Annotated in this window: 12 protein-coding genes and 1 pseudogene; 2 read left to right on the top strand and 11 right to left on the bottom strand. The window is 71.0% G+C overall.

Annotated elements, in window-relative coordinates:
• Positions 1–37 precede the first annotated feature (37 nt).
• The 7 genes and pseudogenes from AB0C33_RS21015 to AB0C33_RS20985 all read right to left on the bottom strand — a co-directional run bounded on the left by AB0C33_RS21015 (position 38) and on the right by AB0C33_RS20985 (position 8437).
• The gene (locus tag AB0C33_RS21015) at positions 38–691 is read right to left on the bottom strand and encodes a hypothetical protein (RefSeq protein ID WP_358290350.1); all 654 of its coding nucleotides are present in this window, start codon (positions 689–691) and stop codon (positions 38–40) included.
• Between the two features lie 218 nt (positions 692–909).
• Entirely contained in the window at positions 910–3480 is a 2571-nt protein-coding gene (gene clpB, locus AB0C33_RS21010) for an ATP-dependent chaperone ClpB (protein ID WP_358290347.1), read from the bottom strand.
• A 72-nt stretch (positions 3481–3552) separates the two neighbouring features.
• Positions 3553–3834, bottom strand: a pseudogene (locus tag AB0C33_RS21005) (helix-turn-helix transcriptional regulator); the annotation flags it as partial.
• A 3-nt stretch (positions 3835–3837) separates the two neighbouring features.
• A complete protein-coding gene (gene dnaJ / locus AB0C33_RS21000; RefSeq protein WP_358290344.1) occupies positions 3838–5019 on the bottom strand; it encodes a molecular chaperone DnaJ in 1182 nt (393 codons plus the stop codon).
• A 21-nt stretch (positions 5020–5040) separates the two neighbouring features.
• Positions 5041–5640 carry a nucleotide exchange factor GrpE gene (gene grpE, locus AB0C33_RS20995; protein WP_357966251.1) on the bottom strand — a complete coding sequence of 200 codons (600 nt, stop codon included), beginning with the start codon at positions 5638–5640 and terminating at the stop codon, positions 5041–5043.
• The gene (gene dnaK, locus AB0C33_RS20990) at positions 5640–7511 is read right to left on the bottom strand and encodes a molecular chaperone DnaK (RefSeq protein ID WP_358290341.1); all 1872 of its coding nucleotides are present in this window, start codon (positions 7509–7511) and stop codon (positions 5640–5642) included. Before dnaK ends, grpE begins: the two co-directional genes overlap by 1 nt.
• 482 nt (positions 7512–7993) lie before the next feature.
• Positions 7994–8437 carry a hypothetical protein gene (locus AB0C33_RS20985; RefSeq protein WP_358290338.1) on the bottom strand — a complete coding sequence of 148 codons (444 nt, stop codon included), beginning with the start codon at positions 8435–8437 and terminating at the stop codon, positions 7994–7996.
• 81 nt (positions 8438–8518) lie between these two features.
• On the opposite strand from AB0C33_RS20985, the gene AB0C33_RS20980 reads away from it, so the two are divergent.
• Positions 8519–9400, top strand: a complete 882-nt coding sequence (locus AB0C33_RS20980; RefSeq protein WP_358290335.1) for a proline dehydrogenase family protein — start codon at positions 8519–8521, stop codon at positions 9398–9400.
• A gap of 39 nt (positions 9401–9439) precedes the next feature.
• Entirely contained in the window at positions 9440–10234 is a 795-nt protein-coding gene (gene proC / locus AB0C33_RS20975; RefSeq protein ID WP_352357328.1) for a pyrroline-5-carboxylate reductase, read from the top strand.
• 34 nt (positions 10235–10268) lie between these two features.
• Here proC and AB0C33_RS20970 read toward each other — a convergent pair whose 3' ends face one another.
• The 4 genes from AB0C33_RS20970 to AB0C33_RS20955 all read right to left on the bottom strand — a co-directional run bounded on the left by AB0C33_RS20970 (position 10269) and on the right by AB0C33_RS20955 (position 13687).
• Positions 10269–11012, bottom strand: a complete 744-nt coding sequence (locus AB0C33_RS20970) for an ABC transporter permease (RefSeq protein WP_358290332.1) — start codon at positions 11010–11012, stop codon at positions 10269–10271.
• Positions 11009–11899 carry an ABC transporter ATP-binding protein gene (locus AB0C33_RS20965; protein ID WP_352325260.1) on the bottom strand — a complete coding sequence of 297 codons (891 nt, stop codon included), beginning with the start codon at positions 11897–11899 and terminating at the stop codon, positions 11009–11011. Before AB0C33_RS20965 ends, AB0C33_RS20970 begins: the two co-directional genes overlap by 4 nt.
• Before the next feature lie 82 nt (positions 11900–11981).
• Positions 11982–12641: a response regulator transcription factor gene (locus AB0C33_RS20960; RefSeq protein ID WP_358290329.1), complete on the bottom strand. Its 660-nt coding sequence runs from the start codon at positions 12639–12641 to the stop codon at positions 11982–11984.
• Positions 12638–13687 carry a histidine kinase gene (locus AB0C33_RS20955; protein ID WP_358290326.1) on the bottom strand — a complete coding sequence of 350 codons (1050 nt, stop codon included), beginning with the start codon at positions 13685–13687 and terminating at the stop codon, positions 12638–12640. Before AB0C33_RS20955 ends, AB0C33_RS20960 begins: the two co-directional genes overlap by 4 nt.
• Positions 13688–13731 lie beyond the last annotated feature (44 nt).

Genomic DNA, 13731 nt, shown 5'->3' with positions numbered 1-13731 from the left:
GGCGCGGCAGGCACGACCCGCGCCCGGACACATTGGCTCAGTGCAGGTCGAGACCGGGCAGCAGGCGGCTGAAGCCGTCGATCGCGGGGTAGCCGCCGGGCAGCGTCGAGGCGCCCTCGATGCTCTCCACGGCCCTGGGCAACAGGTTCGAGATCAGATCGCCGCCGACCTCCCGCACCGGCTGCCGCGCCCGGCCCGGCGACTTCGCGGCGCGGGCCGAGGCCGGGGCGGTCGGCCTCTCGCCGAGCGTCGTCTCGGCCGGCACCCGGGCCGCGACGGGCGCCTGCGGCAGCGCGGGGAGGGCGGGCAGCGCGGGCACCTGCAGCGTCGTGGCCAGATCACGCATCCCGCTGTTGCCGGAGGCCGCGGGGAACAGCGCGGGCGAGGCGCTGTTCAGCGAGGGCATGCCCCACGTCGCCCCGACGCCGCCGAGGTCGGCCAGCGGGCCCATGGCGGACCTGGCGGCCGCCAGACCCGTCAGGCCGAGCCGCCTGGCCATGTCGCCGGCGGCCATGGCCAGCTTGCCGACCTCCTCGGTGACGACCCGGTGGCCGTTCGTCCTGCCCTCGTTGAGCTGGAGCTTGGCGTGGCCGTCGCAGTACGAGGCGACCGCCTCGGATCGCGGCCGGCAGGTGTCGGCCACCGAAGGACCGGCGACCGGCCAGGTGACGCCCACGGTCAGAACGGCCACCGTGAGGATGCTTCGGATCTTACGAGATGACACCGCACGTCCCTCTGATCGGAATCGGTGATCTGACGAACGCCGAAGCTAGCCACCTGTCCGGCCGGTCGCGTGCGGCTTGTCCGAAGGGTGGCGGGAACCTTACCCCGCGGCGACGGGATATGACCCTGGCATGACATGCCGGAGCCCGGAGATCCGCGCGGATCTCCGGGCTCGACGGCGCCGCCTCAGCCGCGCTGGATGAGCAGCTCGTCGTCGCCGAGCTCCACCCTGACCTTGTCGCCGTCGGCGATCTCGCCGGACAGCACGGCCTTGGCCAGCTTGTCGCCGATGGCTGACTGGACCAGGCGGCGCAGCGGACGGGCGCCGTACAGGGGGTCGTAGCCGGTCAGCGAGAGCCATTCGCGGGCGGCCGGGCTGACCTCCAGCGTCAGGCGGCGGTCGGCCAGCCGCTGGGCCAGGCGGTCGACCTGGAGGTCGACGATCTGGGCCAGCTCCTCGGAGCCGAGCGCGTCGAAGAGGATGACGTCGTCGAGCCGGTTGAGGAACTCCGGCTTGAACGAGCCGCGCACCGCCCCCATGACGGCCTCGCGCTTGGCGTCGTTCTCCAGCTTCGGATCGACCAGGAACTGCGAGCCGATGTTGGAGGTCAGGATCAGGATCGTGTTGCGGAAGTCGACCGTGCGGCCCTGGCCGTCGGTCAGCCGTCCGTCGTCGAGCACCTGGAGGAGGATGTCGAACACCTCCGGGTGCGCCTTCTCCACCTCGTCCAGCAGCACCACCGTGTACGGCCGCCGCCGGACGGCCTCGGTGAGCTGGCCGCCCTCCTCGTAGCCGACGTAGCCGGGAGGCGCGCCGACGAGCCTGGCCACGCTGTGCTTCTCGGAGTATTCGCTCATGTCGATGCGGGTCATCGCCCGCTCGTCGTCGAACAGGAACTCCGCCAGCGCCTTGGCCAGCTCGGTCTTGCCCACACCGGTGGGCCCGAGGAACAGGAACGAGCCCGTGGGACGGTCGGGGTCGGCGATGCCGGCCCTGCTGCGGCGCACGGCGTCGGAGACGGCCTGTACGGCCTGCTGCTGGCCGATGAGCCGCCGGCCCAGCTCCTCCTCCATCCGCAGCAGTTTGGCCGTCTCGGCCTCCAGCAGGCGGCCGGCGGGGATGCCCGTCCAGGAGGAGATGACCTCGGCGATGTCGTCGGCGCCGACCTCCTCCTTGACCATGGCGTTGTCCGGCGGCGCGGCGTCGGAGGCGGCCTGGAGGGCCTGCTCCAGCCGGGGCACCTCGGCGTACATGAGCCGGGAGGCGGCCTCGAAGTCGCCGTCGCGCTGGGCCCGCTCGGCCGCGCCCCTGGCCTCGTCGAGCTGCTTCTTCAGCTCGCCGACCTTGTTGAGCCCGGCCTTCTCGTGCTCCCAGCGGCCGACGAGGGCGTTGAGCTCCTCCTGGCGGTCGGCCAGCTCCTGGCGCAGGCGGTCGAGCCGCTGGACCGACGCCTCGTCGGTCTCCTTCGTCAGGGCCAGCTCCTCCATCTTCATGCGGTCGACGCTCCGCTGGAGCTGGTCGATCTCCACGGGACGGGAGTCGATCTCCATGCGCAGCCGCGAGGCGGCCTCGTCGACCAGGTCGATGGCCTTGTCGGGGAGGAAGCGGTTGGTGATGTAGCGGTCGGACAGGGCGGCGGCGGCGACCAGCGCGCCGTCGGCGATCTGCACCTGGTGGTGCGCCTCGTAGCGGCCCTTGAGCCCGCGCAGGATCGCGATCGTGTCCTCGACCGTGGGCTCGCCCACGTAGACCTGCTGGAAGCGGCGTTCCAGCGCGGGGTCCTTCTCGATGCGCTCGCGGTATTCGTCGAGCGTGGTCGCGCCGATCATGCGCAGCTCGCCGCGGGCCAGCATGGGCTTGAGCATGTTGCCGGCGTCCATGGCGCCCTCGGCGGCCCCCGCGCCGACGACGGTGTGCAGCTCGTCGATGAACGTCACGATCTGCCCGTTGCTCTCCTTGATCTCGGAGAGGACGGCCTTGAGACGCTCCTCGAACTCGCCGCGGTACTTCGCGCCGGCCACCATCGCGCCCAGGTCGAGCGAGATCAGCCGCTTGTTGCGCAGCGACTCGGGCACGTCGCCGGCCACGATGCGCTGGGCCAGGCCCTCGACGACGGCGGTCTTGCCGACGCCGGGCTCGCCGATCAGCACCGGGTTGTTCTTGGTGCGGCGGCTGAGCACCTGGACCACGCGGCGGATCTCCGAGTCGCGGCCGATCACCGGGTCGAGGCCGCCGCCGCGGGCCCGCTCGGTCAGGTCGACGCCGTACTTCTCCAGCGCCTGGTAGGTGTCCTCGGGCGTCTCGCTGGTGACGCGGGCGTGGCCGCGTACCTTCTCGAAGGCGTCGAGCAGCGCCTGCGGGGTCGCGCCCTGCGCCTTGAGCAGCTCGGCCATCGGGCCGCCGTCGGCCGCCAGGCCGACGAGCAGGTGCTCGGTCGAGACATAGAGGTCTTCGAGGCGGTTGGCGTGCTGGGCGGCGGTGTTCATGACGGTGAGCAGCTGCCGCGAGCTCGACGGCGCGCCCACTGTCGCGCCCTGAGCCTTCGGCAGCGCCGCGAGCTGCTCCTCGACGCGCGCCCGCAGCGTGCGCCAGTCGGCGCCGACCGCTTCGAGCAGCGGCACGGCCGTGCCGCCCGTCTGGGAGAGCAGCGTGGAGAGCAGATGGGCCGGAGAGATCTCCGGGTTGCCCTCGGCGGCGGCGCGCCGCATGGCACCCGAGAGAGCTTCCTGGCTCTTCTGGGTGAGCTTGTAGTCCATAACCTAGGCCCCCGGTGGCAGCTCGTAGCGGATCAGCGCCCTGACCATCCGCATCTCGGCGCGCAGGCGGTGAACCTCCTCACGCAGCCGCAGAGCTTCGTTCTCGAGCTCGAGGATCCGCTTGATGCCCGCGAGGTTGATGCCCTCCTCCTGGGAGAGCCGCTGGACCTCGCGGAGCTGGATGATGTCTCTTGTGGAGTAGAGGCGGCCGCGCCCGGCGGTGCGGCCCGGGCTGACCAGGCCGAGCCGGTCGTACTGGCGCAGCGTCTGCGGATGGAGCCCGGAGAGCTGCGCGGCCACCGAAATCACATAAACAGGCGTGTCGTCGGACAGGTCGAAGTAGTTGGCGTCCATCGGCTACTCGCTTCTGGCTCGCTGAATGAGATCGGCGCGCGGGTCGTCGCCCGCGGTCGCGGTGTTGAACTCGGTGAGGAGCTCGCGCGACTTGTCGTCGAGCGTCTTCGGCACGAGCACCTCGACGCTGGCGAGCAGGTCACCCTTGGTGCCGTCCTTGCGGGTGACGCCCCTGCCCCGCACGCGGAACGTGCGGCCGTTGGGCGTGCCCGCCGGGACGCGCAGGGTCACCGGCATGCCCTTGAGGGTCGGCACCTTGATCTCGGCGCCCAGCGCGGCCTCCGAGAACGTCACGGGAACCGTGATCGTGAGGTTGTCGCCCGTCCGGCCGAACACGTGGTGCGGCTTGACGTGCGTCAGGATGTAGAGGTCGCCGGCCGGGCCGCCGTTCTCGCCCGGCGCGCCCTTGCCCTTGAGCTTGACCCGCTGCCCGTCGGCCACGCCGGCGGGGATCCTGGCCTGGATCGTGCGGGTGCTCTTGGCCCGGCCGTTGCCCTCGCACACGGGGCAGGGATCGTCCACGAGCAGCCCGCGGCCCTTGCAGTCGCGGCAGGGCTCGGAGAAGGCGAAGTTGCCCAGGTTGCGGCTGGCCGCGCCGGTGCCCTCGCAGGTGGGACAGACCCGGGGGGTCGTGCCCGCCTTGGCGCCGGTGCCGCTGCACGCGGTGCAGGCGGCCGAGCTGGTCAGCCTGAGCGAGACCGTGGTGCCCTCGACGGCCTCGGTGAACGAGAGCGTGACCTCGGACTCGACGTCCTGGCCGCGGCGCGGTCTGGTCGCGCTCGTCGTGCGGGTGGAGCCCCCCGCCCCACCGCGGTTGAACAGCCCGCCGAACAGGTCGCCGAGCCGCTCACCGGCGCCCCCGCCCTGCTGGCCGGCGGTGCCGCCGAACAGGTCGCCGAAGTCGAACGGGAAACCGCCACCGCCGGGGCGCTGTCCGCCCACCCCGGACCCGAACAGCGTGCGCGCCTCGTCGTACTCCTTGCGGCGCTTGCTGTCGGACAGGATGTCGTACGCCTCCGAGACCTCCTTGAACTTGGTCTCCTTGGCGGCGTCGCCCTGGTTGGTGTCCGGGTGGTACTGCCTGGCCAGCTTCCGGTACGCCTTCTTGATCTCGTCGGCGGTGGCGGTCTTGGGCACACCAAGGACGGCGTAGTAGTCCTTTTCCAGGTAGTCCTTGGTGCTCATCTACGGCCCTTCGTCCTTTTGTCAGTTTGCTTCGTCGTCATTGGACGCGGGAGGGGCGTCCTCGGGCTCGGCCACCGCCACCCGCGCCGGGCGCAGCACCCGCTCACCCATCCGGTAACCGGGCTGCAGCACCTCGATCGCGGTGGGCTCGGTCACGTCGGGCGAGTAGCTGTGCATCAGCGCCTCGTGGACCGTCGGGTCGAACGGGTCGCCCTTCTGGCCGTAGGCGCTGAGGCCCAGCTTGGTGAGCACCGACTCCAGCGACTCCGCCACCTTCGCGAAGCCACCGGTCAGCTCGCCGTGGTCACGGGCCCGTCCGATGTCGTCGAGCACAGGGAGGAGCTCGGTCAGCGCGCCGGCGACGGCCTGCTCGCGGACCGCGACCCTGTCGCGCTCGACCCTTCTGCGGTAGTTCGTGTACTCCGCCTGGAGGCGCTGGAGGTCGGCGGTCCGCTCGGCGAGCTGGGCCGCCAGCTCACCGTCGTGGGCCGCCGCCGGCGCCTGCTCGGCGGGCGCCTCGGGCTGCTCGCCCGAGGTCTCCCGAACCTCGCCCGTCTCCGGGTCGATCTTGCGCTTGTCGCGGATCACCGGCTCCTCGTGCCCGTTGTCGCGCGCCGGCATCACTGGTCCTTCTTCGGCTGGTCTTCGTCGACGATCTCGGCCTCGACCACGTCGTCGTCGGCCTTGGCGCCCTGACCGGCCGAGGCGTCCTGCGGAGCGCCCTCGGGGCCGGCCTGCTGGCCCTGGCTGGCGGCGTAGATGGCCGAGCCCATCTTCTGGCTGACCGTGGCGAGCTTCTCCGCGGAGGTGCGGATGACGTCGGTGTCGGTGCCCTCAAGAGCCTTCTTCAGCTCCGACAGGGCGTCGTTGACCTCGGTCTTGATGTCGCCGGGGACCTTGTCGTCGTTCTCGCGGAGGAACTTCTCCGTCTGGTAGGCCAGACCGTCCGCGTTGTTGCGGACCTCGGCCTCCTCACGGCGCTTCTTGTCCTCCTCGGCGTACGACTCGGCCTCGCGCATCATGCGCTCGATGTCGTCCTTCGGCAGCGCGGAGCCGCCGGTGATGGTCATCGTCTGCTCCTTGCCCGTGCCCAGGTCCTTGGCGGAGACGTTGACGATGCCGTTGGCGTCGATGTCGAAGGTGACCTCGATCTGCGGGATGCCGCGCGGCGCCGGGGCGATGCCGGTCAGCTCGAAGGTGGCCAGCTTCTTGTTGTACGAGGCGATCTCGCGCTCGCCCTGGTAGACCTGGATCTGCACCGACGGCTGGTTGTCCTCGGCCGTGGTGAAGACCTCCGAGCGCTTGGTCGGGATCGTCGTGTTGCGCTCGATGATCTTGGTGAAGATGCCGCCCTTGGTCTCGATGCCCAGCGACAGCGGGGTCACGTCGAGCAGGAGGACGTCCTTGACCTCACCCTTGAGCACGCCGGCCTGGAGAGCGGCGCCGATGGCGACGACCTCGTCGGGGTTGACGCCCTTGTTGGGCTCCTTGCCGCCGGTCAGCTCGCGGACGAGCTCGGTGACGGCGGGCATGCGGGTCGAGCCGCCGACGAGCACCACGTGCGCGATGTCGGAGACCTTGATGCCGGCGTCCTTGATGACCTGGTGGAACGGGCCCTTGGTGCGCTCGAGCAGGTCGGCCGTCAGGCGCTGGAACTCGGCCCTGGTCAGCTTCTCGTCGAGGTGCAGCGGGCCCTCGGAGGAGGCGGTGATGTAGGGCAGGTTGATGTTGGTCTCGGCCTGGCTGGACAGCTCGATCTTGGCCTTCTCCGCGGCCTCACGCAGGCGCTGGAGGGCCATCTTGTCCTTGGCGAGGTCGACGCCGTGGGCGTTCTGGAAGCGCTTGACCAGCTCGTCGACGACGCGCTGGTCCCAGTCGTCGCCACCGAGGTGGTTGTCGCCGGAGGTGGCCTTGACCTCGACGAAGCCGTGGCCGTCCTCCTGGCCGACGTCGAGCAGCGAGACGTCGAAGGTGCCGCCGCCGAGGTCGAAGACCAGGATCGTCTGGTCCTGCTCCTTGTCGAGCCCGTAGGCGAGGGCCGCGGCGGTCGGCTCGTTGATGATGCGCAGAACGTTGAGGCCCGCGACCGTGCCGGCCTCCTTGGTGGCCTGGCGCTGGGCGTCGTTGAAGTAGGCCGGGACGGTGACCACCGCGTCGGTGATCTTCTCGCCCAGGTACGCCTCGGCGTCCTGCTTCAGCTTCTGCAGCACGAAGGCGCTGATCTGCTGGGGGGAGAACTTCTTGCCGTCGATCTCCTGGGACCAGTTGGTGCCCATCTCGCGCTTGACCGAGCGGATCGTCCGGTCAACGTTGGTGACGGCCTGCCGCTTGGCGACCTCGCCCACCAGGACCTCGCCGTTCTTCGCGAAGGCGACCACGGACGGCGTGGTCCGCGAGCCCTGCGCGTTGGCGATGACGGTGGGCTCACCGCCCTCGAGGATCGAGACGACGGAGTTGGTCGTCCCAAGGTCGATACCTACCGCACGTGCCATGAGTACGTCCTTGTAGTCAAAGTTGAGTCGGTTGGACTCAAGCTACGGATTCGTGTCGTCTTTGTCAAACGACTTGAGCCTACCCGACTCAACCCCTGTGAGCGTGCCAGCATTCCCGACAATCGGGCACCAAACCGTGATTCTCCACAACCCGCGTAACGGGGGCGGGCGCTCGGTGGTTCCACCTGATCACCAGGTCGGCCGCAAGGATCAGCGGTTCCCGTGGGACCACGCCGCGGGTCCCTGCTCCGGTGGTCGCAGACGGAGGGGACGGCGCGGCGCTGCCCGCCGGGGAGGAGAGCTGCACGCTCAGAACCGCGAGCTGGGCTCCGAGCGGTCGTTCGAGCAGTTCCTGACGTACGTCGTCGGCCGGTTGCCGACCCTGCCCAAGGCCGGGGCCGCGGGGGACGTGCCGTACCTGCCGGGAACGGCGGGACCGACGCGCGCCCGGCCGTTCCCGAGGGCCGCCGGCGCCTCGGACGCTAGGGCTTCGCGCCGTCGACGAGCTTGCGCTTGCCGAGGGCGTGCTTGAGCTTGACGGTCGTGGTCTTCTCCAGGGCCAGCATGATGCAGGAGACGTCCTTGGCCTTGGGGGACGTGCCCTCGTACAGGGTGATGGTGACCTTCTTGGCGGTCTCCTTGACCTTGACCTTGTCCAGCACGGTGCACGGCTCCACGCCCGACCACCAGGTGAGCCTGACCTGCTTGCCGCGTGAGAGGGCCGTGGCCTTGGTCCAGCGGACCTTGTGCACGTTGATGGCGTCGCCGGTGGGCTTGACCGGCTCGGGGGCCTTGCTGGGGGCGGTGGTGACCGGTGTCACGACGTGCTCGGCGGGCGTCTGCGGCAGCGGACGGGCGGCCGGCGGCGATGTGGCACAACCCGTCGCGAGCACCAGAGAACCGGCGAGAAGAGTCGCTGTCGTCATTGTGCGCATATCCATAAGACGAAAAGGGCAGGTCCGCGGTTCAGCGATATACCCGGGAAGTGGGCGGTTAGTGTGGGTCACGTGCTCCGTCAGGCAATGCTCGCCGTCTCCAAGAGCGAACGCGCCGAACGCGTCATCACCACATCGCCGCTGACCAGGGACGTGGTCAAGCGATACGTCGCCGACGACGTCGGTGCGGTTATCCGCGGGCTGTCCCACGAGGGCCTGCTCGTGACCGTCGACCACCTGGGCGAAGAGGTGACCGACAGGAGACAGGCCGAGGCGGCGGTGCGCGAGTACCTGTCGCTGCTCGACCGGCTGCCGCCGGGCGGCGACGCCTCGGTCAAGCTGACCGCGCTCGGGCTGCGGCTGTCGGAGCAGGTCGCGCTCGACAACGCGGCCACCATCTGCGAGGCGGCGGCCGCCCGCGGCATCACGGTCACGCTCGACGCCGAGGAGCACGACACGATCGGCGGCCTGCACTTCGTGCACGCCACCCTGCGCAAGGAGCACCCCGACGTCGGGATCGTGGTCCAGGCGTACCTGCCCGACGCGCTCGAACGCTGCGAGAAGCTGGCCGGCGCCCGCGTACGGCTCTGCAAGGGCGCCTACACCGCCCCCGGCGCCTACAGCAGGCCGGCCGACGTCGACCGCTCGTTCGTCCGCTGCCTCAAGATCCTCATGGCGGGCACCGGCTACCCCATGATCGCCACGCACGACCCCAGGATGATCCAGATCGCCTCCACCCTGGCCGTGCTCGACGGCCGTGACGTCAACGGCTTCGAGTACCAGATGTTGTACGGCGTGCGCCCCGGCGAGCAGCGCCGTCTGGCCGGGCTGGGCGGCCAGGTGCGCGTGTACGTCCCGTACGGCGCCGACTGGTACGCCTACCTCATGCGCCGCCTGGCCGAACGCCCCCGCAACCTGGCGTTCTTCCTCAGATCGCTGCTGTCGCGGGGCTAGTAGGCTGGGCCGGCGTCCGTTCCCCTTCGAGAGGTCGAGATGATCGCGATTCTGGGCACCGGCAAGATGGGCGAGGCCCTGCTGTCCGGGCTGCTGCGCGCCGGGTTCAAGCCGGGCGACATCATGGCGACCAGCCGCCGTCCGGAGCGGGCGCAGGCGCTGCGCGAGACGTACGGCGTGCGCACGGTCGACAACGCCGAGGCGGCCAAGTCGGCCGACACCCTGATCCTGGCCGTCAAGCCCCAGGACATGGCGACCCTGCTGGCGGAGATCGCCCCCTACGTCCCGGCCGACCGCCTGGTCATCACGGCGGCGGCCGGCATCACCACCGCGTTCGTCGAGCAGCGGCTCGGCGTCGAGGTGCCGGTGGTCCGGGTCATGTCCAACACGCCGATCAAGTTCGACGAGGCGATGAGCGTGATCTCGGCGGGCGCGCACGCCGGCGAGGAGCACCTCAAGCTCACCGAGGGCCTGCTCAAGCCGGTCGGCAAGGTGCTGCGCATCCCCGAGTCCCAGCAGGACGCCGCGACCGCGCTGTCCGGCAGCGGCCCCGCCTACTTCTTCTACCTGGTCGAGGCCATGGTCGACGCGGGCATCCTGCTCGGCATGCCGCGGGCCGCCGCGCTCGACATGGTCACCCAGTCGATCGTCGGCGCGGCCGTGATGCTGCGCGACTCCGGGGAGCACCCGGTGATCCTGCGGGAGGCCGTCACCTCGCCGGGCGGCACCACGATCGCGGCCATCGCCGAGCTGGAGCGCCACAGCGTGCGCGCCGCCTTCCTGGCCGCCATCGAGGCCGCCCGCGACCGGGGGCGCCAGCTCGCCTCGGGCTGACCGGCGGCGGGGGAGCCCGGCCGCCGGGTGCGGCTCAGGCGTCCCGCCGCTGCAGGAGCACGGCGCCCGCGGCCACCGCGACGGCGACCCACAGCGCGTAGACGCCAAGCCCGCTCCACGGCCCGAGCGGGTTCCCGGGCTGGTCCAGCACGATCTCCATACCGGCGTTGGTGGTGAAGTGGTCGGAGACGGCCTTGCCCCACTCGCCGGGCAGCGCGTTGGTGAGCTGCGGCAGCACCATCATCAGCGCGATGGCCGAGACGATCGCGCCCGGCGTGTGCCGGATCACCGTGCCGAGCCCCAGCCCGAACAGGCCGCAGGCGGTGAGGTAGAGCCCGGCCCCGAACACCGACTGCGCCGCGGCGCCCACGTCGACCGAGTCAGGCCGGAGGATCGCCACGCCGACGGCCACCGCGGCGGCCGCCGCGACCGTGGAGACGACCAGCGCCGTCACGGTGAACACCACGATCTTGCCGGTGAGCAGCTTCAGCCGCCTCGGCACGGCCAGCAGCGACGTGCGGATGCCGCCGGTCCGGTATTCGCTGGAGATCACCAGCACGCCCAGCGTGGCCATGGACAGCGCGGCGAACATGATGCCGGTCAGGCTCGTCATGACGGCCTGGTCACCGGTGATGGGCTGCCCGTCGGCCGTGGCCTTGGACGCGACCGACAGCAGCCCGCCCAGGCCGATCAGGAGCACGGCGGTGACGGCGAGCGTCCACACCGTCGAGCGCACCGAACGGATCTTGGTCCATTCGGACCTCAGGATGTCGGTCATGACGAGTACTCCACACTGTCCTTGGTGAGCTCCATGTACGCCGCTTCGAGCGAGGGCTGCACGAACGTCAGCTCCTCCAGGGGGATCCCGGCCCGAGCGGTCAGGGTGCCGATCTCCAGCGTGCTCATCGCGGTGACGCGCAGGTGGTCGGGGTACAGGTCGCCCACCTTGACCAGGTCGGCGACCTCGGCCAGGCGCGGGGAGCGCACCCGTACGTAGCCCTGCGAGCTGCGCCCGATGAACTCCTGCACGCTCGTGTCGGCGATCAGCCGGCCCCGGCCGATCACGATCAGGTGGTCGGCCGTCTGGGCCATCTCGCTCATGAGGTGGCTGGAGACGAACACCGTGCGCCCTTCGGCGGCCAGCTTGCGCATGAACGTGCGGATCCACAGGATGCCCTCGGGGTCGAGCCCGTTGACCGGCTCGTCGAAGAGCAGGATCTCGGGGTCGCCGAGCAGCGCGGCCGCGATGCCGAGGCGCTGCGACATGCCGAGCGAGAAGCCGCCGATCCGCCGCCGCGCCACCTCGCGCAGGCCGACGGCCTCCAGCACCTCGTTCACCCGGCCCGCCGGGATGCCGTTGCTCTGGGCGATGGCCAGCAGGTGGTTGCGGGCGCTGCGGCCGCCGTGCACGGCCTTGGCGTCCAGCAGCGCGCCCACCTTGCGCAGCGGGTGCCGATGTTCCTGGTACGGCCGCCCGTCCACCAGCACGGACCCGCTCGACGGCCGGTCGAGGCCGAGGATCATCCGCATGGTCGTGGACTTGCCGGCGCCGTTGGGCCCGAGGAACCCGGTCACCTGGCCGGGCTCGACGTCGAACGACAGGTCCGCGACGGCATGGGTGGCGCCGTAGCGTTTGCTCAGATTGGTTGCGCGAATCGCCGTCATGTCACCAAGCGTGCCGCCCGGGGCCTGCCGTTCTCTTCGGCCGTGAGGACGTTCTTGCCGGGCGCGGCCTGGGAGCCTGGTCCTAGTCTCCAGGTTTGATCAGCGCCGCCTCGTACGCGACGATCACGGCCTGCGCCCGGTCCCTGACCCCGATCTTGGCGAACAGGCTGGTCACGTGGTTCTTGACGGTCGAGGGGGAGACGGCCAGCTGCCCGGCGATCTCGGTGTTCGACCGGCCCCTGGCGATCAGCACGAGGATCTCCCGCTCGCGCTCGGTCAGCGCGTCCAGCACGGGCCGCGCGGGCGCGGCCGGCGGCCTCGACGCGCGGACGAACGTGCCGATCAGCCGGGTCAGCAGCCGTGGCGCGACCGCCGACTCGCCCCGGTGCACCACGCGCACGCCCTCGATCAGCTCCTCCGGGGAGACGTCCTTGGGCAGGAAGCCGCCGGCGCCCGCCCGCAGCGCCGCGAGCACGTTCTCGTCCAGGTCGAAGGTGCTCAGCGCGAGCACCCGCACGCCCGGCAGCTCCGAGGTGATCAGCTCGGTGGCCCGCACGCCGTCGAGCCCCGGCATGTGCAGGTCCATCAGCACCACGTCGGGACGCAGCCGCCGGCTCAGCTCGACGGCCCGCTCGCCGTCGCCGGCCTCGCCCACCACGGACAGGTCGGGCTGCGCGTCGAGCATCAGCCGGAACCCCTTGCGGACCAGCTCGTGGTCGTCGACCAGCAGCACCGTGATCATGTTGCCTCCAAGGGGATGCGGGCGTGCACCCGGAATCCTCCCCCGGGACGCGGGCCGGTCGAAAGCCGGCCGCCGCACAACGCGACCCGCTCGGCCATGCCGCCCAGCCCGAACCCCGGCGCGCCGCCCTGCTGCGGCACGCCGTCGTCGAGCACCTCGACCTCCACCGCCTCGGACCCGTAGGCCAGGTGCACGCTGGCCCTGGCGCCGGCCGCGTGCTTGCGGGTGTTGGTCAGCGCCTCCTGCACGATCCGGTAGACGGCGTGGTCCACGGCCGAGGGCAGCGCCACCGGCTCGCCCGTGACGGTCAGGCTGGCGGGCAGCCCGGCGCTCCTGGCCTCGCCGATGAGCGCGGGCAGGCGGTCGGCCCCCACGCCGGTCGCGGCGTCCGGGCCGTCGTTGCCGTCGGCCCGCAGCACGTGCAGCAGCCGGCGCATCTCCGACATCGCCTGGCGGGCGGTCTGCTGGGCGCTCTCCAGCGCCTCGCGGGTGACCTCCTGCTCGGGCGCGAGCGTCGCCCGCGCGCCGCCGACCAGGGCGTTGATCACCGTGATGTGGTGCGCGACGACGTCGTGCAGTTCCCTGGCGATCCGCCGCCGCTCGGCCTGTACGGCGGCGTCGGCGGCCTCCAGCCTGCTGCGCTCGTTCAGCTCGGCCCTGGCCTTGACCAGCGCGCCGATGCCGGCCGGGATCGCGACGACGAAGGCGCCGGCCAGGAACTGCCCGAGGCCCGGCCCCTTGATCTCCATCACCGTGCCGTAGACCACGATCCCCACGACCGTCATGACCAGCGGCGGACGGCCGGAGGAGTGCCGCACCAGGCTGTAGAAGGCGATGCCCTCCGGGATGGTGGCCGACGTCACGAGTCCGGCCGCGATGCCGACCACGTCGAACGCCGTGACGGCCCCGGCCACCAGCACCGGCCTGCTCCGGCGGACCAGCAGCAGCACGCTGGTCAGCAGGAAGTGCGCCGACCCCAGCGCCCCGTCGGCCCCCGTCTGGACGGACGACACGATCACCCCGAGGCCCGCGAACAGGGCGAGCACGACCACGATCGTGGTGTCGAAAACCCGGGGACGTCGGAAGAAAT

Origin of the sequence: Nonomuraea sp. NPDC048881 (assembly GCF_040649795.1) — a bacterium.
In the GTDB taxonomy this organism is placed as follows: Bacteria; Actinomycetota; Actinomycetes; order Streptosporangiales; family Streptosporangiaceae; genus Nonomuraea.
Note: the sequence above shows the minus strand (reverse complement) of the source record. Positions and strands in the feature narration are given on the sequence as shown.